The 18,200-nt window shown below is 65.2% G+C and carries 15 protein-coding genes; 8 read left to right on the plus strand and 7 right to left on the minus strand.

All coding sequences use genetic code 11. From position 1 onward, the window contains the following. The first annotated feature begins 132 nt into the window (after positions 1-132). Positions 133-3,945, plus strand: a complete 3,813-nt coding sequence (locus tag WN73_RS38100) for a YhdP family protein (RefSeq protein WP_271557325.1) — start codon at positions 133-135, stop codon at positions 3,943-3,945. A gap of 76 nt (positions 3,946-4,021) precedes the next feature. Here WN73_RS38100 and WN73_RS38105 read toward each other — a convergent pair whose 3' ends face one another. After that, complete coding sequence (locus WN73_RS38105) at positions 4,022-5,716, minus strand: methyl-accepting chemotaxis protein (protein ID WP_271557326.1); 1,695 nt, start codon at positions 5,714-5,716, stop codon at positions 4,022-4,024. On the opposite strand from WN73_RS38105, the gene WN73_RS38110 reads away from it, so the two are divergent. Beyond that, positions 5,699-5,938: a hypothetical protein gene (locus WN73_RS38110; protein WP_133415017.1), complete on the plus strand. Its 240-nt coding sequence runs from the start codon at positions 5,699-5,701 to the stop codon at positions 5,936-5,938. The two genes, WN73_RS38105 and WN73_RS38110, sit on opposite strands and share 18 nt — an antisense overlap. A 140-nt stretch (positions 5,939-6,078) precedes the next feature. On the opposite strand, the gene WN73_RS38115 is transcribed toward WN73_RS38110, so the two are convergent. From WN73_RS38115 to tyrS, 3 genes are all read right to left on the minus strand, one after another. Beyond that, the gene (locus WN73_RS38115) at positions 6,079-6,516 is read right to left on the minus strand and encodes a DoxX family protein (protein ID WP_271557328.1); all 438 of its coding nucleotides are present in this window, start codon (positions 6,514-6,516) and stop codon (positions 6,079-6,081) included. Positions 6,517-6,729: 213 nt separating this feature from the next. Then, positions 6,730-7,989, minus strand: coding sequence for an MFS transporter (locus WN73_RS38120; protein ID WP_271557329.1), 1,260 nt, complete (start codon positions 7,987-7,989; stop codon positions 6,730-6,732). 57 nt (positions 7,990-8,046) lie between these two features. Then, a complete protein-coding gene (gene tyrS / locus WN73_RS38125) occupies positions 8,047-9,300 on the minus strand; it encodes a tyrosine--tRNA ligase (RefSeq protein WP_271557331.1) in 1,254 nt (417 codons plus the stop codon). A 164-nt stretch (positions 9,301-9,464) separates the two neighbouring features. Here tyrS and WN73_RS38130 point away from each other — a divergent pair, with 164 nt between their 5' ends. The 3 genes from WN73_RS38130 to WN73_RS38140 all read left to right on the plus strand — a co-directional run bounded on the left by WN73_RS38130 (position 9,465) and on the right by WN73_RS38140 (position 11,689). Next, entirely contained in the window at positions 9,465-10,568 is a 1,104-nt protein-coding gene (locus WN73_RS38130) for an anhydro-N-acetylmuramic acid kinase (protein WP_060911847.1), read from the plus strand. A 109-nt stretch (positions 10,569-10,677) separates the two neighbouring features. Next, a complete protein-coding gene (locus WN73_RS38135) occupies positions 10,678-11,355 on the plus strand; it encodes a glutathione S-transferase family protein (protein WP_161535047.1) in 678 nt (225 codons plus the stop codon). 10 nt (positions 11,356-11,365) lie between these two features. Continuing rightward, entirely contained in the window at positions 11,366-11,689 is a 324-nt protein-coding gene (locus WN73_RS38140; RefSeq protein WP_011087106.1) for a DMT family transporter, read from the plus strand. Here the strand turns inward: WN73_RS38140 and WN73_RS38145 are convergent. The 3 genes from WN73_RS38145 to WN73_RS38155 form a co-directional block, all read right to left on the minus strand. Continuing rightward, positions 11,686-12,198, minus strand: a complete 513-nt coding sequence (locus WN73_RS38145; RefSeq protein WP_271557339.1) for a DUF1697 domain-containing protein — start codon at positions 12,196-12,198, stop codon at positions 11,686-11,688. The genes WN73_RS38140 and WN73_RS38145 overlap by 4 nt on opposite strands. An 8-nt stretch (positions 12,199-12,206) precedes the next feature. Next, a complete protein-coding gene (locus tag WN73_RS38150; protein ID WP_008143006.1) occupies positions 12,207-12,854 on the minus strand; it encodes an alpha/beta hydrolase in 648 nt (215 codons plus the stop codon). A 317-nt stretch (positions 12,855-13,171) separates the two neighbouring features. Beyond that, the gene (locus WN73_RS38155) at positions 13,172-14,155 is read right to left on the minus strand and encodes a LytTR family DNA-binding domain-containing protein (protein WP_271557344.1); all 984 of its coding nucleotides are present in this window, start codon (positions 14,153-14,155) and stop codon (positions 13,172-13,174) included. A gap of 44 nt (positions 14,156-14,199) precedes the next feature. Here WN73_RS38155 and WN73_RS38160 point away from each other — a divergent pair, with 44 nt between their 5' ends. From WN73_RS38160 to sufB, 3 genes are all read left to right on the plus strand, one after another. Then, positions 14,200-15,393 (plus strand): acyltransferase family protein, encoded by a 1,194-nt coding sequence (locus tag WN73_RS38160; protein WP_271557346.1) that lies wholly within the window; start codon positions 14,200-14,202, stop codon positions 15,391-15,393. Positions 15,394-15,444: 51 nt separating this feature from the next. Beyond that, a complete protein-coding gene (locus WN73_RS38165; protein ID WP_271557348.1) occupies positions 15,445-16,584 on the plus strand; it encodes a cysteine desulfurase family protein in 1,140 nt (379 codons plus the stop codon). 113 nt (positions 16,585-16,697) lie between these two features. Continuing rightward, the gene (gene sufB / locus WN73_RS38170) at positions 16,698-18,194 is read left to right on the plus strand and encodes a Fe-S cluster assembly protein SufB (protein WP_271557350.1); all 1,497 of its coding nucleotides are present in this window, start codon (positions 16,698-16,700) and stop codon (positions 18,192-18,194) included. Positions 18,195-18,200: the final 6 nt, after the last annotated feature.

Below are 18,200 nucleotides of genomic sequence, written 5' to 3' on the forward strand. Positions count from 1 at the left end.
ACCGGACTCGCGCCCTCGGCTGGGCAAGTCTGACGACGCCGGAGTATGGTTACAAGGAATTCCACGCACCACCCCACTGCTCGTTGAACGCGCTCCCGGGGCGAAATGACGAACAGCAGGAATATTCGAGGTATGGCGGCAACGCCGGCGCAGGGGCGTTCGCTCCCGGTCGACGGCTGCGGTCCCGGCGGCGCTCAATCCCACGATGGGCGCCTGTATCGAGAGGCAATGGCAAGGAATAAGTCGCCCCAGGATTACAATCGGGATTTCGATCGGCGCGGCGGTCATTCGGAGCCGCAGGAATGGGACGATGCCGACTGGGACCCGGATCAGGAAGCGGCGGCGGGCTATCGTGCGCGCCGGCTGTTGTCGCGTTCCAATTCGGGCTTCCATCGCTTCGGTGACGGGTTTGGGGCGGTGCGCCGCTGGCTGGCGGCCGATCGCTGGCTGAAGCGGCTGGCTATCGTCGTCGGCGCCCTGGCCGTCATCTTCGTCGGGTGTTTCGGCGCGCTGTGGTGGCGGCTCGGGACCGGTCCGATCAATCTCGACATCGCAACGCCCTGGCTTGCAGCGGCGATCGAGGACAACATCGGCCACGGCAACACCGTGGAGGTCGGCGGCACGCAGATCGAGCGGGCCGGGCGGATTCGTATCGCCGTGCGCATCCGCGACATCGTCGTTCGCGACCACGACCATGCCATCGTCGCCACCGCGCCGAAGGCCGAGGTCAAGCTGTCGGGTGCGGGTCTGCTGATGGGGCACCTGCGCGCCGAAAGCCTCAATCTCGTCGACGCCGAGCTTGCGATCCGCATCGCGCCCGACGGGACCGTCACGGTGTCGGCCGGTGATACCGCAAAACCGCTGGCAACCGGCGTGGCCTCCAAGAAGGATGCCGGCCTGCCGCCGACATTCCCGCGCAACGGTGTCCCGCCGCCGCCGTTCGCGACCGCGCCTGCAAGCCCCGACGCATCCCAGGCGGCACCTCAGGCGACTGCGCAGAGCGGCATTCTCCAGGGCCTCGACTGGCTCGACAGCCTGAGCATGACCGGCCTCGACGGCCAGAACCTCAACGAGATCGGTCTGAAGAACGGCAATCTGATCGTCGACGATCAGCAGCGCGGCAGCAAATGGACGTTCGAGAACATCACGCTCAGCCTGCGCCGGCCGAGCCGCGGCGGCGTCGCGCTCAGCCTCGGCGAGGAGGGCGCGCGTCCATGGTCGCTGCGTGCCACGATCGGTCCCGCCGAGAACGGCGTGCGCTCGGTCGACATCCGCGCCGACAAGGTTTCCACCGCCAACATCCTGCTGGCGCTACGGGTCAAGGATCTCACCTATACCGCCGACCTGCCGCTGACCGGCGAGCTCAAGGGCGAGCTCGGCCGCGACGGCGTGCCGACCTTCTTCCGCGGCAAGATCACGGTCGGCGCGGGCAACATCATCGACACCGACACGCCCGATTATCCGATGGCGATCGACTCGGCCGAGATCAATGTCGAGTGGGACTCCAATCGGCGCGTGCTGGTCGCACCGTTCAAGATTCTCTCGGGTGCGAACCGCCTGACGCTGCTGGCGCATCTGGAGCCGCCCAACGGCAGCATCAACGACTGGCAGCTCGGCTTCAGCGGCGGCTCGATCCTCCTGGGCGGCATCGACAACGAGCCGCCGCTCGTCTTCAACCGCATTGCGATCGGTCTTCGCTTCGATACCGACCACAAGCGCCTCCTGCTGACGCAGGCCGATATCAGCAATGGCGAGATCGGCGTCGCCGGCACCGGCGCCATCGACTATTCCGGCGAGCCGCGGCTCACGCTGGGCTTTGCGGGAACGCCGATGTCGGCTTCCGCGCTCAAGCGGATGTGGCCGACGCTCGTCGTTCCGGAATTGCGCGAATGGGTGATCGAGCGGATCGAGCGCGGCACGCTCCAGCGCATCGAGATCGGCGTCAATTCGCCGACCAGGAACCTTCCACGGAAGGGCCCGCCCATTCCCGACGACGGCCTCTCGGTCAACATCGTGGCGAGCGGCGTCGCGGTCCGCCCGGTGGACGGCATGCCTGTCGTGCACGATGCCGATTTGAAGGCGCGCGTGACCGGGCGCACCGCCACCGTGAGCATCGGGCAGGGCATTGCCGACACGCCCGCCGGCCGCAAGGTCACGATCTCCGACTTCGTCTTCGAGGTGCCGGACATGGCACCCAAACCCTCGCCCTCGCGCACCAGGTTTCGCGTCGACGGACCCGTGCCTGCGGCGGCCGAAATGCTCGCCAATGACCGGCTGAGCGATCTGTCGGCGACCGTCGTCGATCCCAACACCAGCAAGGGAACGTTCTCGGCGAACATCCAGCTCGGCTTGCCGGTCAGGGGCGAGCTGACCAAGGCCGACACCACCTACGCCGTCACCGCCGATCTCAACGGCTTTGCCGCCGACAAGCTGGTGATGAACCAGAAGCTGGAGGCCAACAATCTGAAGATCGTCGCGAGCAACCAGGGCTACCAGGTCAAGGGCGACGTCAAGATCAACGGGCAGGCGGCCTCGCTCGACTATCGCAAGCAGGCCGAGGGCGATGCCGACGTCCGCCTGCAGGCGACGCTGGACGATGCGAGCCGCGCGCGTCTCGGCTTCGATCTCAGCCCGGCCGTCAGTGGCTCGTTGCCGATCAAGCTCTCGGGCAAGATCGCGGGCGGCGCGGACCAGACCACCAAGCTCGGCGTCGAGGCCGACTTGACCTCGGTCAAGCTCGACAACATCCTGCCTGGCTGGGTCAAGCTGCCGGGCAAGTCGGGCAAGGCCAGCTTCAAGGTGGTGCCGACCGCGCAATCGACGCGCTTCGAGGACATCGTCATCGAAGGCGGCGGCGCCTCGATCAAGGGCTCGCTCGAGGTCGACCCGAACGGCGACCTCATGAACGCGAACTTCCCGATCTACGCGCCATCCGACGGCGACAAGGCGTCGTTGAAGGTCGAGCGCAGCCAGGACGGCGTGGTGCGCGGCACGATGCGCGGCGACGTGTTCGACGGCCGCGGTTTCCTGAAGTCGGCGATCTCAGGCAATTCCAAGGACGATGCCAAGAGCAAGATGAAGAACGTCGATTTCGACATCGACGTGAAGCTCGGCGCCGTCGCCGGATTCAACGGCGAGGCGATGCGCAGCGTCGATGCCAAGATGTCGCGGCGCAGCGGCGCCGTCAAAGCCTTCACGCTGAGCGGCAAGATCGGCCGCGATACGCCGGTGGCGGCCGATCTGCGCGGCGGCCGCGCCCAGGGTGCCCGCGAGGTGATCTATCTCCAGACCAACGATGCCGGCGCGCTGCTGCGCTTCACCGACACCACCAACAAGGTCTTCGGCGGCCAGATGGTGGTGGCGATGGAGCCGCCGACGTCAGAGCCTACGACCAGGGAAGGCCTGATCAATGTGCGCGACTTCACGGTCAAGGGAATGGATCAGCTCGATCGCGTGGCGGCGGGCGGTCCCAATGGCGCGCAGAGCGGCGTGTCCTTCACGGCGCTGCGAGCGGAGTTCACCCGGCAGAACGGCGCGCTCACGATCCGCGACGGCGTCGTCAAGGGACCGATGATCGGCGGCACCATCGAAGGCTCGATCGACTATCCCGGCAACCAGGTCTGCATGAGCGGCACCTTCGTGCCGATGTACGGCGTCAACAACATCTTCGGCCAGATCCCGTTGTTCGGCATCTTCCTCGGCGGCGGCAACAACGAGGGATTGATTGGCGTGACCTATGAGGTCGTCGGCACACCGGCCGCGCCCGTGATGCGCGTCAATCCAATCTCGGCGATGGCGCCCGGCCTGTTCCGCAAGATATTCGAATTCAACACCGGCAAGCAGAACACGCCGTTCGACGAGCAGTTGCCGTCGGCACAATCCGGCGACAGCCCGACGGGGTCAGCAAGACCGCTGTCGAGCGGTTGCAGCCTCGCGCGGCGCTAGCGACAAGCTTGAATAGCTCGTTATGCCCGGGACAAGCCCGGCCATGACGAATGCGGAGGTTTAGGCGTCCGGAAACTTACGCCGCGCGCACGCCTGCCAGGAAGGTGCCGACTTCGCCCGAGAGCTGCTCGGCCTGCTTGGAGAGGCTGCTGGCCGCCGCGAGCACCATGCCGGCGGCGTTGCCGGTCTCGTTCGCCGCGGTGCTGACGCCGCCGATATTGGTGGTGACCTCCTTGGTCGCCTCCGCGGTCTGCGAGACGCTGCGCGCGATCTCGGCGGTGGCGGCGCCTTGCTCCTCGATGGCCGCGCCGATCGAGGTGGCGATCCGGCTGACTTCCTCGATGGTGGCGGTGATGCCGCCGATGGCGTCCACGGCCTCCTTGGTCGCGCCCTGGATCTGGGCGATCTTGTCGCCGATCTCGCGGGTGGCCTCGGCGGTCTGGCTTGCGAGCGACTTCACCTCGGAGGCGACGACGGCAAAGCCGCGGCCGGCTTCACCGGCGCGCGCGGCCTCGATGGTGGCGTTGAGCGCGAGCAGATTGGTCTGCGCCGCGATGCTGGAGATCAGCTCGGCGACATGCTCGATCTGCTGAGCACCGTCCGAGAGTGCGCGGACGATGGTGTCGGTGCGGCGGGCGTTGTCCACGGCGCGGCCGGTGACCTCGGCCGATTGCGCGACCTGGCGGCTGATCTCGGTGATCGAGGAGGAGAGCTCCTCGGCGGCGGCCGCGACGGTCTGGACGCGCTGGCTGGCTTCGGTGGCGGCCGAGCCGACCAATGCGGCGCGGCGGTTGGTGCCTTCGGCGGTGGACGACATCGACTTGGCGGTGGTCTCGAGTTCACCGGAGCCCGAGGCCATCAGGCCGACGAGCTGGCCGACGGACGCATCGAAGCGGTCGGCGAGTGCGATCAGGGCGTCGCGCTTCTCCTGCTCGCTGCGGGTCTTGGCGGCGACCTGCTCGGCCTCGAGGTTGCGCGCCGTGAGCGCGGTCTGCCGGAGCACTTCGAGCGTCTCGGCCATGCGGCCGATCTCGTCGCCGCGGCCGGTCTCCTCGACCGGCTTGTCGATGGCGCCTTCGGAAATCGCCTGCATGCGGTTCTTCTGGCGGTCGAGCGCGCCGAGCACGTCGCGGGCGATCAGCCAGGACAGCGTCGCCATCAGCAGCATCAGGCCGACGCCGATGACGGCGAGCTCCAGCGTCAGCGCGCGCACGTCGGCATCGATATCGTCGACATAGAGGCCGTAGCTGATGGTCACGTTCCAGGGCGCGAACTTGCGCGCGAACACGGTCTTGCGGACCGGCTCGGTCTGGCCGGGGCGGGGATAGAGATAGGAGGTCACGCCGCCCGGCGCGGCCTGGTCGGCAGCCTTGAGGATGGCGTCGGCGATCAGCACGCCATTGGAGTCCTTGGCGCCCGTGATCTTGCCTTCGAGCTGCTGATTGGCGCCGTTCACCATCAGGGACGTGTCCTGATTGTAGACCACCGGATAGCCCTGGCCGCTATTGAAGCTCATGCGACGGCCGCGCTGGTGGAACAGGGCCTTGGCCTCGGCCTGCGTCAGCTTGCCGGCGGTCACCTCGTCCTGGAGCGATTGCGCGTAGTTGTAGAGGAGCTCCACCGCGGTCCGCATCTGCTGGACGCGGTCCTCCATCATGCGGCTCTTGCTGAGAACGGTCGATACCCCGATGATGGCCGTGACAGTGAGCGCCGCGAGGCAGACCATGCTGGCCAGCTTGGTGCGGATCTTCAGATGACTCAGCAGCTTCATCGCAGCCTCTACGGAATGGTTATTATTGCTCGCATCGGTAGCATGAAGTTCTTACCAATCATGAATGGAGGCATGCGGCGGCCTGCCGCGCGGAACGGCATTCGCAGGCTTGTGCGCAACCGTGCAGGCAAACCGCCACGCGCCGGGAGGCACCGGTTCATGCGCTGGAAAAAATCGATCTTGGACTTTGGTGGCTACAGAGCCTGGCAGGACCTGCAATGAATCGATTCGTTCATCGCATCATCATGTCCGTGCTGCTCGTCGCGGCCCTCGTTCTCATCTGGAACGTGCTGGGAGCGCGCTAGGACGGCACCGGCAGATCTGCGGGTGCCGTCCTGCTTGCGGATTGATCCGCGGGCGCGTCAGCGCCGGGCGTAGGCCTCGCCGGATGCGTCGCTCTCCTTGCCCATGACGGCATCGACGCTGATCGAGCCGCCCCCGGCTGCCGAGAGATAGAGGCAGGCGAAGCAGAACAGGATCGCGGCGGTACCGCCATTGAGCAGTGGCAGGAACACCGGCGAGCCGGTCTTGAGCATGTGGCCCATGAAGTAGGCGAAGGCCATTTCGCCCGACAGGATGAACGCCGTGATCCGCGTGAACAGGCCGAGCATCAGGGCCGCGCCGAGCACCAGCTCAAGCGCGCCGGCCGCGTAGATCAGCGGCGGAATGTCGGCGAAGTAGGGAAGCGCCGGAAACTTGAACAGTTTTGCGACGCCGTACTGGAACAGCAGCAGTCCGGTGACGAAACGAAACAGGCTCAGCAGAGCCGGTTGATAGCGAGAGAGATAGTTGAAGTTCATGATTTGCGCCCTTCCATCCACAATTCCCAAGCGACTTGAATCGCATTCGGTTCCACCCTGCAAGCTGTAGGCGCGGAATCCGCGCTGACTTTTTCGTCATGTCGGACAAAACGCCGTAAAGCGCGGCGAGTTCGGATTATTCGCGGGTGGCCATGTCGCGCGAGCCCGTAATTTCCCGGTGGCGCGGAGGGGTGCAGGTTACCTCGGACATACCTACCGCCGCAAGGCGGGGACAACCAGGAATGGAATCATCCCGAGCACCACACTCGCAAGTGCGAAGGCGAGCAACGCGTTGTAGCCGTGGGTCGCGTCGTGGATCAGGCCACCGCTCCAGGAGCCGAACGCCGAGCCCAGCCCGCTGCCGATCGAAATGGTGCCGTAGATCGTGCCGACCCGCTTGCCCTGAAAGATCCGCATCGCGGTCGCGCTGATCAGCGGGCCGCGCGAGCCCATCATGCTGCCGAAGCAGACGACGAATCCGCTGAGCACCAGGATGTTGGGGACGTATTGCAGCAGCCAGAGCAGGGCGATGCCGAGGATCGAGATCGCGTAGCTCAACAGCACGGAAGGCCTGCGCCCGATCAGGCCGTCGAGCGCGGAGACCCCCAACATGCCGAACACAAGCACGACGCCGGAGAAGCCCCAGGCCGTCGCGGCCTGGAGCGGCGGGAAGCCTGCGTCGATCAGATAGGCCACGATCTGCGCGGCGATCGCGTACATGCCGACGGCGGTGAAGAAGAAGGTCGAGAACAGCGCCCAGAAGGCGTGATGGCGCATCGCGCCGAGAAGCGTCCAGCCGTTGTCGATGAAGTCAGGATCGGTCCTCTTCACCACATGCGGCGAGCCCGTGGCGAACAGCCGCCACGGCAGCAGCAGCAGCGGCACCAGCAGGCCCAATGCTGCAAAGCCGAACAGCTGGTAGGTGCCGCGCCAGCCGAGATGGTCGATCAGCAGTTGCGAGGCCGGCAGTAGCGCCAGCACGCCGCCGCCCATGGCCGAATACACCACCGACATCGCGGTCGGGAGGCGCGGCCCGAACCAGCGACCGAGCAGGATCGAGTTCGGCACGATGCCGATGAAGGCGACGCCGATGCCGACACAGAGGCCGATCGAGAGCTGGAACTGCCACAGGTGCTGTGCGTGCGCCGCAACCAGGAATGCCGCGCCGAGCAGCGATAGCCCGAGCGCATAGACGATGCGCGGTCCGGAATGATCGAACAGCCGTCCGACGAAGGGGGCGGTGAGGCCGCTGGCGAGCCATGTGAGCGAATAGACCGAGACGATCTGTGCGCGGTCCCAGCCAAAGCTTTCCGAGATCGGCTTCAGGAATACCGTAAAACTGTCGCCGAGCCCACGGCCCAGCACGGCCAACGTGAAGCAGAGTGCGAGCACGGTGAGTGCGACGCGCACGGCGCCTTCCGGCGTCGCCGCGACGCCATCCTTGCGCGATTCCCTGGGCGTCTTCTGATCCATTGCCGGTCAGGGAGCGCGCTTCGGCGCGCCCTGACAAGCAGCGAAAAGCTCATACGCCTATGCAGGCTTGATGAGGATGTGCTTCTTCTTGCCGAACGACAGCTTGATCACGCCCTCAGGCGTCAGATGGGCCGCCGAGAGCGCCATCTTGTCGTCGGTGACGGGTTCGTCGTTGACGCGCAGGCCGCCGCCCTTGATCTGGCGCCGCGCCTCACCGTTGGAGGCAACGAGGCCCGCCTTGACGAAGGCGTTGAGCACGCCGAAGCCGGCGTCGAGCTCGCCGCGCGGAATTTCCACCGTTGGCAGACTTTCGGCGAGCGCGCCTTCCTCGAAGGTGCGGCGCGCGGTTTCAGCCGCCTCATTCGCTGCGTCACGGCCGTGCAAGAGCGCGGTCGCCTCGGTGGCGAGCACCTTCTTGGCCTCGTTGATCTCCGAGCCGCCGAGCGCCTCGAGCTTGCCGATCTCGCTCATCGGCAGCGTCGTGAACAGCTTCAGGAATTTGCCGACGTCGGCGTCCTCGGTGTTGCGCCAGTACTGCCAGAAGTCGTACGGCGAGAACTGGTCGGCGTTGAGCCACACCGCGCCTTGCGCGGTCTTGCCCATCTTGGCGCCGGAGGCCGTCGTCAGCAGCGGCGTCGTCAGCGCGAACAACTGGTGCGTGCCCATGCGGCGGCCGAGGTCGACGCCCATGATGATGTTGCCCCACTGGTCCGAGCCGCCCATCTGCAATTTGCAGCCGGTGCGCTTGGCGAGCTCGACGAAGTCGTAGGCCTGGCAGACCATGTAGTTGAACTCGATGAAGCTCATCTCCTGCTCGCGCTCGAGGCGCAGCCGGACGGAGTCCATGGTCAGCATGCGGTTGACCGAAAAGTGCCGGCCGACGTCGCGCAGCATCTCGATCCAGTTCAGCTTGGTCAGCCACTCCGCATTGTCGAGCATGATGGCGTCGCTCTTGCCGTCGCCGTAACGCAGCACCTTTGCGAACACGCCGCGGATCGATTCCTTGTTGGCCTCGATCTCGGCGACGGTGCGCATCGCACGCGTCTCGTCCTTGCCGGAGGGATCGCCGACCATGGTGGTGCCGCCGCCCATCAGGGTGATCGGCTTGTTGCCGGACTGCTGGAGCCAGTGCAGCATCATCATGGTCAGGTAGTTGCCGATATGCAGCGAGCGGGCGGTGCAATCGTAGCCGACATAGGCGGTGGCCTCGCCCTTGGCGGCGAGCGCGTCCAGCCCCTCGAAATCGGAGCATTGATGGATGAATCCACGTTCCTGCAGGATATTGAGGAAATCCGATTTAAATGCAGTCATCTGTCGGCGTGCCTGACAATTCTTGGTTTACTGTTTCGGGAGCAATTTAACGGTCTTCCGTGGGAACTCGATGGCTGCCCGCCACTTGGCGCTGTGGCATTATAAGATGTGTCCCTCTGGCACAAGATCGGCATGCCAGAGGGGGGTATTGAGGACGCTGATCCATGATGTTGACGGCACTCGGTTTGATGAGCGGCACCTCGCTGGACGGGGTCGATGTCGCGCTGATCGAAACCGACGGAAAGCAAGTGAAGGCGTTCGGTCCGTCCGGCTACCGGCCCTACAGCCCGGTCGAGCGCAACCTGCTGCGCCAGGCGCTGAGCGAGGCCGTGCACCTGACGCGGCGCGATGCCCGGCCGGGGATACTGGCCGAGGCCGAACGCGCAGTGACGCAGGCGCATGCCGAAGCCGTCGCCGCCTTCGTGGCCCAGAACCGGATGAGGCCGGAGGACATCGACATCGTCGGCTTTCACGGCCAGACCGTGCTGCATCGGCCCGAGAAGCGGCTGACGGTGCAGATCGGCGACGCGCCGGCGCTGGCCAGGGCGATCCATATCCCCGTGATGCACGACTTCCGCGCCGCCGACGTCGAGGCCGGCGGGCAGGGCGCGCCCTTCGTGCCGGTCTACCACCGGGCGCTGGCGCAATCGCTCGAGCGCGAAGGGCCGATCGTCGTGGTCAATATCGGCGGCGTCTCGAACATCACCTATATCGACGGCAACGACACGTTGATCGCCTGCGATACCGGGCCCGGCAACGCGCTGCTCGACGATTTCATGTACCGCACCATGAACCAGGCGTTCGACACGGAGGGCAAGTTCGCCGCGCTCGGCAAGGCGGATGAGGCCTGGATCGCGCGGGCGCTGGAATTACCGTTCTTCGCGCTGCCGCCGCCAAAATCGCTCGACCGTAACGATTTTGCCGCGCTGAAACTTGGCGACGTGCCGCCGGCCGACGGCGCCGCGACGCTGACAGCTTTCACCGCGGCCGCCATCGCCCGCATCATTCCGCTGCTGCCGCGGCGGCCGCGAAGCTGGATCGTCTGCGGCGGCGGCGCCCGCAACCTCACCATGCTGCGGATGTTGCGGGAGCGGGTGGGGTCGGCCACCGTCGAGGCCGCCGAGGCCCTCGGATGGGCCTCCGACGCCATCGAGGCCCAAGCGTTCGGCTTCCTCGCCGCGCGTGGGCTGAAGGGCCTGCCGCTGTCCTATCCGGCTACCACGGGCGTGCCGATGCCGATGACGGGCGGGGTGATCGCGCGGCCCTGAGGTCCAGGCCTTAAAAACAAGGTCGGTTAATGCAAGTGCATGTATCTTGACGGATAGATGCAAATGCATCTATTGTGGGTGCAGTTGCATCCAACCGCCGGGATTGGCCATGACCGCTTCGCTCAAACTGATCAGCCACAAGCTTTGCCCCTATGTGCAGCGCGCGGTGATCGCGCTCAAAGAGAAGGGCGTGCCGTTCGAGCGCGTCGACATCGATCTCGCCAACAAGCCCGACTGGTTTCTCAAACTGTCGCCGCTCGGCAAGGTGCCGGTGCTGGTGGTGACGACCGACAAGGGCGAGGTCGCGCTGTTCGAGAGCAACGTGATCTGCGAATACATCGAGGAGACGCAAGCGGGCGCGAAGCTGCATCCGGCGGATGCGCTGAGCCGTGCCGAGCACCGCGCCTGGATGGAGTTCGGTTCGGCGATCCTCGGCGATCTCTGGGGGCTGGAGACGACGACCGATCCCGCGACGTTCGAGAGCAAGCGTCAGGCGCTTGCCGCGAAGTTCGCACGGGTTGAGGCTGCGCTCGGCACAGGTCCGTTCTTCGCCGGCGCGCAGTTCAGCCTGGTCGATGCGGTGTTCGCCCCGATCTTCCGCTATTTCGACGTGTTCGACGACCTGACCGAGCTCGGCATCTTCAGGGATGTGCCGAAGGTGCGGGCGTGGCGGACTGAGCTTACGAAGCGTCCGAGCGTGCGGAGCGCGGTCGGAGCGGACTATCCGCAATTGCTCCGCGCCTTCCTCGTGCGCCACGACGCGCACCTGCTCAAGCTCGCGGCCTGAGCCCGCACCGATGTCACCATCATTGGCCTGGCTCATGCTGGTGATCGCCGGCGTGCTCGATGTCGGCTGGGCGATCTCGATGAAATATGCGGAAGGCTACACGCGGCCGGGCTGGAGCATCGCGTCGCTCGCGCTGCTCGCGGCCTTCGTGTTCCTGCTCGGACGCGCGCTGAAGGTGCTCGAGGTCGGCGTCGCCTATTCGGTCTGGACCGGCATTGGTGCTGCCGGCACCTTCGTCATGGGCGTGGTGCTGTTCGGCGAGACCCTGAGTGCAATGAAGATCGCCGGTATCGTGCTGGTGCTGACAGGGATCGCCGCGCTGAAGCTGGCCTAGAGCTCCGCGGCCATCCTCGCCAGCGTCGCGATCGTATTCATGTTACGCGCGGTGCCGGTTTTCGCGGCGGGGATGACGAGCTTCGATGTCCCCATGCCGTCGCCATAGTGGACGTAGATCTCGCGGCAGCCGAGGCGCAGCTCCTCGTTCTTCTGGCCGCGAATCCCGGACAGCGCATCCGCGGGCGGAGCCTTGTCGAGGAAGATCGCAACCGTGCGGTTGGGCGCGGCTTTCGGAAAGGGATTGTCGGTCGCGACTTGCGCCATTTCGGCGGCGCTGCGCACAAGCACGCCAACCGGCGCACCGGCGTAGGCATGGAGGCGCTGTTCGAGTGCGCTCTTGATCGCAGCTTCTGATTTGCGGCTGGTGAAGACGACGTTGCCGCTGGCGATATAGGTGCGCACGGCGGCAAAGCCGAGATCCTCACACATCGCCTTGAGCTCGCTCATCGCCAGCTTGCCGGTGCCGCCGACATTCACGGCACGCAGCAAGGCGACGAACGAGCCCATTTGGGGCCTCAGCGCACGTTCGCCAGACGCATGTCCAGATAGGCCGTGATGGTTTCCATCAGCGGCTCGAGCTTGGCGTCGAAGAAGTGGTTGGCGCCGGGGATGACCTGCTGGTCGATCACGATGCCCTTCTGCGTCTTCAGCTTCTCGACCAGCGTGTTGACGTCCTTGGGCGGCACCACCGCGTCCTTCTCGCCATGCACGATCAGGCCCGAGGACGGGCAGGGCGCGAGGAAGGAGAAGTCATAGAGGTTGGCGGGCGGCGCGATCGAGATGAAGCCCTCGACCTCGGGACGGCGCATCAGGAGCTGCATGCCGATCCAGGCGCCGAAGGAGAAGCCGGCGACCCAGCAGGCACGCGCTTCGGGGTTGATGGTCTGCGCCCAGTCGAGCGCTGCCGCCGCATCCGACAATTCGCCGGTGCCATGGTCGAACGAGCCCTGGCTGCGGCCGACGCCGCGGAAATTGAAGCGCAGCACCGAAAAGCCGCGGTGCGCGAAAGCGTAGTAGCACTGGTACACGATCTGATGGTTCATCGTGCCGTGAAACTGCGGATGCGGATGCAGGATCATCGCGATCGGCGCGTTCTTCTGCTTGGCCGGGTGGTAGCGGCCTTCGAGACGGCCGGCGGGGCCGGCGAAAATAACTTCAGGCATCGATGATCTCTTGGTTGATTCCGTGGAGAAGCGGTCCTTGGCAATCAACCGATTGTGGCCTCATCGACAGTGATGCCGACGAAAGCGCGAATGGAAGGAAGCGGTGGCGCCCTCGGATGATGCGCGAGCGGCGCGCGGTGAACTGACGCGCGCGTTCTAACATGAGGCGTGGGTCAAAAAGCAAGCATCTTCGACATATCGCAATGGGCTCAAGAGCTTAACCTGTCGTCCGCATGTCACGCCAACAGCGGCCGAGATCGAACAAGGTGATGACGAGGAGCGCCATTGCGCCGACAACCAATTGGAATCACGATTGTTTATCGGCTGTCGGGCGCCTCCGGAGGCGATTCACGCAAGGCGGTGCGGTCTCCGAGCGAGGCGACCGCGGGCCGGTAGCGGCGGCTGCCTCCCAGCGTCTGCCCGGTGTCGAAGGTGAGCTCGAAATCCCCTGACGGCTTGAACTCCACGCCACGCACCCGGTCGAGATTGGCGAGCCTTGTCCGGTGAACGCGCACGATGGCGAAGCGGGCGAGGTCGCTTTCGGTCGCGGCGAGCGTGCCGCGGATCAGGCGCTGGGTGCCGTCGGCGAGGCTGTATTCGATGTAATTGCCGGCGGAGGCGACCCACAGGATGTCGCGCGGTGCGACGCGAATACGGCTGGCGCCGTCCCGGAGCCAGATCAAACCGGGGGGCGGCTGCTCCAGTGGAGCGGCAGGCATAAACATCGCCGCGCGCGCGGCCTTCCTCAGCTCTCGTCGGCTTTCGATCAGCCAGAGTGTTGCTCCGAGCAGCGAAGCGGTCACGGCATCCTTGCGGAACTCGTACAGGATCACCGCGAGCGAGAAATGGAAGTCGTAGGCGCTTCCCGCGAGCCCGAGCGCGAGCTTCCGGACCCAGACCATTCCGGTGATGTGGAGGGCCGAGAAGCCGAGCAGGGCGACCGCAGCGATTCCGATGCGTATCGCCAGCCCCCGTGGCTGGCGCATGCGCCGGACGGCCAGCACCAGGATCGGCAGCAGCAGCAGGATGACGATGATGCTCGACAGTTCCCAGAACAGTCGCCGGCCAATGTCATAGCTGTCGCCGCGCCAGGCGGCGTCCTGCGCGCCGGAGAGTGCATTGACGATTCCGATGGCGAACGCGACGGCCGCGATCGCACCGAAAATCGTCCAATCGCCGCCGCTGATCCCGCCGCGCCAACCGCTTGTCCCGGGCGCCGACGCCTCGTCCCCGCGCGCCCGGTCCTGATCCCAAACCGTCTCGACGCGCTTCGTTTCGGGGGCATTTTGGCCGTCAGCCATGGCCCGAAAACCGCGTTTGTCGTCCCGTGAAGGAGCAGAACACCATGTCAACACCGCAGCAAATTTCGATCTCGGAACGGCGCATCGATCTGGATTGGGTGCGGATTTTAGCCTTCGGGCTGTTGATCTTCTACCACGTCGGCATGCTCTACGTGTCGTGGGGATTTCACATCAAGAGCCTGCATCGGCTGACCTGGCTCGAGCCCGTAATGCTATTCCTCAATCCCTGGCGGCTGTCGTTGCTGTTCCTGGTCTCCGGGGTCGCCAGCCGCTTCATGCTGGGAAAGTACCGGCTCGCCGCCTTCGCCCGCGCGCGGTCGGCGCGGCTCTTGATCCCGCTGATCTTCGGCGTGCTCGTGATCGTGCCGCCGCAATCCTACCTCCAGATCGTCGAGAGCCTCGGCTATCCAGAAGGCTTCGTCGATTTTTACATCCGGCACTACCTCGCGTTCAGCTCGCAATTCTGTCCGAACCCCTGCATCGTACAGCCGACCTGGAACCATCTCTGGTTCGTGGTCTATCTCTGGATCTACACCATGGTCTTGGTCGGCGTGCTGGCGTTGTGGCCGGCAGCCGCGGATTGGATCGGCGAGAGGGTGGCGGCCGCGCTCGCCGGACCATGGCTGCTGTTGCTGCCGTGCCTGCTGTTTGCAGCTTGGCGGCTGTTTCTCTCGCCAATCTTCCCGTCGACCCATGCGCTGTTCGGCGACTGGTACAATCACGCAGACTATGCGACCGCGTTTCTGATCGGCTTCCTGCTCGCGCGCGAGAACAGCATCTGGCGCGACATCGAGCGGCAACGGTGGGTGGCGCTGACGCTTGCAGCCGCCTGCTTCGCCGCCTCCGCCCTCGTTTATGCCGGCTTGTTCCCGCGGTCGCCGATGCTGAGCTGGTTCGCCGGCTCGGTCTATGGCTGCTACCAATGGCTGGCGATGGCGGCGGTGCTCGGCTTTGCCCGACGCCATTTGACGGCCGACAGCCCCGTGCGCCGCTATCTGACCGATGCGATCTTTCCCTATTACATCGTACATCAGACCGCGATTATCGTGATTGCGCACGCGCTGCGGGACAGCGGGCTGTCAGCCGGAAGCGAGGCCGTGATCGTGATTGCCGGTACCGCGCTCACGTGTTTGGTCAGCTACGAGATCGCGCGCCGGATCGCCTGGCTACGGCCGCTGTTCGGATTGCGAATGGAGTCCCGTTCCGCGGCGGGGATTGCGCGGCAACAGCCGGCCTGATCTGCGACGGCTCGCGATTGGCGCGATGATAAAAGGTGCTAAGAGGGCGCCATGCCAAGCCGCGTCTATCTCGACTGGAATGCGACCACGCCGCTGCGCCCCGAGGCGCGGGCGGCGATGGTCGCTGCCTTCGACCTGATCGGCAATCCGTCCTCGGTTCATGCCGAGGGGCGACAGGCGCGGCGGCTGGTCGAGGAGGCTCGCGTCACGCTTGCCGCGGCGGTGGGGGCGTTGCCGCGGAACGTCGTCTTCACCTCCGCTGGAACCGAGGCCAATGCGCTGGCGCTGTCGCCCGGTCTGCGGGGGCCATCCGGCGGCCCGGTCGAGCGGCTTCTGGTCTCCGCCGTTGAGCATGCCTCGGTGCTGGCGGGTGGCCGGTTCCCGGCGGACAAGGTCGGTCATATCAACGTGACCCGCGCCGGCGTGGTCGATCTCGACCACCTCAGGGCGCTGCTGAAGGACGGCCCGCCGGCGCTGGTCTCGATCATGGCGGCCAACAACGAGACCGGCGCGCTCCAGCCGGTTGCGGAAGCCGCCCGGATCGTTCACGAGGCCGGGGGCCTCCTGCATGTCGACGCGATCCAGGCGCTGGGCAAAATTCCGTTCAATATTAATGCGGTAGGTGCGGACCTTGCGACGTTTTCTGCACACAAGATCGGCGGTCCCAAGGGCATCGGGGCGCTGGTCGAGGCCGAAGGGCTCGCTGGCCTGGAGCCGGTGCTGCGCGGCGGCGGGCAGGAGCTGAACCGGCGCGCGGGAACCGAGAATGTCGCGGGCATTGCCGGCTTCGGCGCGGCCGTGAAGACTGCGCTTCAGGCTTTTCCGGAGGATGCAAAGCGGATGGCAAGCCTCAGAGATCGCTTGGAAAATGGCATCCGGGCGATTGCTGGAGCGACGATCTTCTCTGACGACACCGAGCGGTTACCAAATACCATTCTGTTCACCGCCCACGGCCTGAAGGCCGAAACCGCGGTGATCGGCTTCGACCTCGAAGGCATCGCTGTTTCCTCCGGCTCCGCCTGTTCCTCGGGCAAGGTCCAGCCGTCCCACGTGCTGTCCGCCATGGGATTCGATCCAGCCGTGGCCCAGGGAGCGGTGCGCCTCAGTCTGGGCTGGTCTACAGAACCGGACGACATCAATAGGGCGTTAGAGGCTTGGCGAAAGCTCGGTAATACCCTACTTAGAGACTAAGCGACGAAACACGGCTTGAATGGTTCTAAGCGCGTGCTTTCGGCCAGAAAACATCGTAATACTCGTTCGAGTTTGATCCACCGCGGTCCTTGAAACCGCGAGCGGAGGATAGAATGCCAGCCGTGCAAGAGACGGTCGAGCGCGTGAAGCGCATCGACGTCGATCAGTATCGTTATGGGTTTGAGACCCTGATCGAGTCCGACAAGGCCCCCAAGGGGTTGTCGGAAGAGACCGTCAAGTTCATCTCCGAAAAGAAGAACGAACCCGCCTGGATGCTCCGGTGGCGGCTCGAGGCCTATCGGCGCTGGCTGACCATGACCGAGCCGACCTGGGCGCGCGTCGACTATCCCAAGATCGATTTCCAGGACCTCTATTACTATTCGGCGCCGAAGCCGAAGAAGTCGATCACCTCGCTCGACGAGATCGATCCGGAGATCCTGAAGACCTACGAGAAGCTCGGCATTCCCCTGCGGGAAGTCGCCATGCTCGAAGGCGTCGAGCCGAAGGTGGGCGAGGAAGACCCGGCCCGGCGCAAGATCGCGGTCGATGCGGTGTTCGATTCGGTCTCGGTCGCCACCACCTTCAAGGCGGAGCTGAAGAAGGCCGGCGTGATCTTCATGCCGATCTCGGAGGCGATCCGCGAGCATCCCGAGCTGGTGCAAAAGTATCTCGGCTCGGTGGTTCCGACCTCAGACAATTTCTACGCGACGCTGAACTCGGCGGTGTTCTCCGACGGCTCGTTCGTCTACGTGCCGCCGGGCGTGCGCTGCCCGATGGAGCTGTCGACCTATTTCCGCATCAACGAGCGCAACACCGGCCAGTTCGAGCGCACGCTGATCATCGCCGACAAGGGCTCCTACGTCTCCTATCTCGAGGGCTGCACCGCGCCGCAGCGCGACGAGAACCAGCTGCATGCCGCCGTGGTCGAGCTCGTCGCGCACGATGACGCCGAGATCAAATATTCGACGGTGCAGAACTGGTATCCCGGCAATTCGGAAGGCAAGGGCGGCATCTACAATTTCGTCACCAAGCGTGGCGACTGCCGCGGCGACCGCTCCAAGATCTCCTGGACCCAGGTCGAGACCGGCTCCGCCATCACCTGGAAATATCCGAGCTGCATCCTGCGCGGCGACAATTCCAGCGGCGAATTCTACTCGATCGCGATCTCGAACGGCTTCCAGCAGGTCGATTCGGGCACCAAGATGATCCATCTCGGCAAGAACACATCGAGCCGCATCATCTCCAAGGGCATCGCGGCGGGCAAATCGCAGAACACCTATCGCGGCCTCGTGACCGCGCACCGGAAAGCCACCGGCGCGCGCAACTTCACGGCCTGCGATTCGCTGCTGATCGGCGACAAATGCGGCGCGCACACCGTGCCGTATATCGAGGCGAAGAACTCCTCGGCGACGTTCGAGCACGAGGCCACGACCTCGAAGATCTCCGAGGACGTGCTGTTCTACTGCATCCAGCGCGGCCTTTCGCAAGAGGAAGCCGTCGGCCTCGTCGTCAACGGCTTCGTCAAGGACGTGCTCCAGCAGCTCCCGATGGAGTTCGCGGTGGAAGCGCAGAAGCTGATCTCGATCTCGCTGGAAGGGTCGGTCGGTTAACACCGA

Source organism: Bradyrhizobium sp. CCBAU 45394, from assembly GCF_028128655.1.
GTDB classification, from domain to species: Bacteria; Pseudomonadota; Alphaproteobacteria; order Rhizobiales; family Xanthobacteraceae; genus Bradyrhizobium; species Bradyrhizobium diazoefficiens.

Coding starts and splice junctions, on each gene's coding strand:
- WN73_RS38100 (WP_271557325.1), top strand. CDS start 133: ATGGCGGCAACGCCGGCGCAGGGGCGTTCGCTCCCGGTCGACGGCTGC.
- WN73_RS38130 (WP_060911847.1), top strand. CDS start 9,465: ATGATGTTGACGGCACTCGGTTTGATGAGCGGCACCTCGCTGGACGGG.
- sufB (WP_271557350.1), top strand. CDS start 16,698: ATGCCAGCCGTGCAAGAGACGGTCGAGCGCGTGAAGCGCATCGACGTC.
- WN73_RS38135 (WP_161535047.1), top strand. CDS start 10,678: ATGACCGCTTCGCTCAAACTGATCAGCCACAAGCTTTGCCCCTATGTG.
- WN73_RS38110 (WP_133415017.1), top strand. CDS start 5,699: ATGACTCAGCAGCTTCATCGCAGCCTCTACGGAATGGTTATTATTGCT.
- WN73_RS38150 (WP_008143006.1), bottom strand. CDS start 12,854: ATGCCTGAAGTTATTTTCGCCGGCCCCGCCGGCCGTCTCGAAGGCCGC.
- tyrS (WP_271557331.1), bottom strand. CDS start 9,300: ATGACTGCATTTAAATCGGATTTCCTCAATATCCTGCAGGAACGTGGA.
- WN73_RS38165 (WP_271557348.1), top strand. CDS start 15,445: ATGCCAAGCCGCGTCTATCTCGACTGGAATGCGACCACGCCGCTGCGC.
- WN73_RS38145 (WP_271557339.1), bottom strand. CDS start 12,198: ATGGGCTCGTTCGTCGCCTTGCTGCGTGCCGTGAATGTCGGCGGCACC.
- WN73_RS38140 (WP_011087106.1), top strand. CDS start 11,366: ATGTCACCATCATTGGCCTGGCTCATGCTGGTGATCGCCGGCGTGCTC.
- WN73_RS38160 (WP_271557346.1), top strand. CDS start 14,200: ATGTCAACACCGCAGCAAATTTCGATCTCGGAACGGCGCATCGATCTG.
- WN73_RS38115 (WP_271557328.1), bottom strand. CDS start 6,516: ATGAACTTCAACTATCTCTCTCGCTATCAACCGGCTCTGCTGAGCCTG.
- WN73_RS38155 (WP_271557344.1), bottom strand. CDS start 14,155: ATGGCTGACGGCCAAAATGCCCCCGAAACGAAGCGCGTCGAGACGGTT.
- WN73_RS38105 (WP_271557326.1), bottom strand. CDS start 5,716: ATGAAGCTGCTGAGTCATCTGAAGATCCGCACCAAGCTGGCCAGCATG.
- WN73_RS38120 (WP_271557329.1), bottom strand. CDS start 7,989: ATGGATCAGAAGACGCCCAGGGAATCGCGCAAGGATGGCGTCGCGGCG.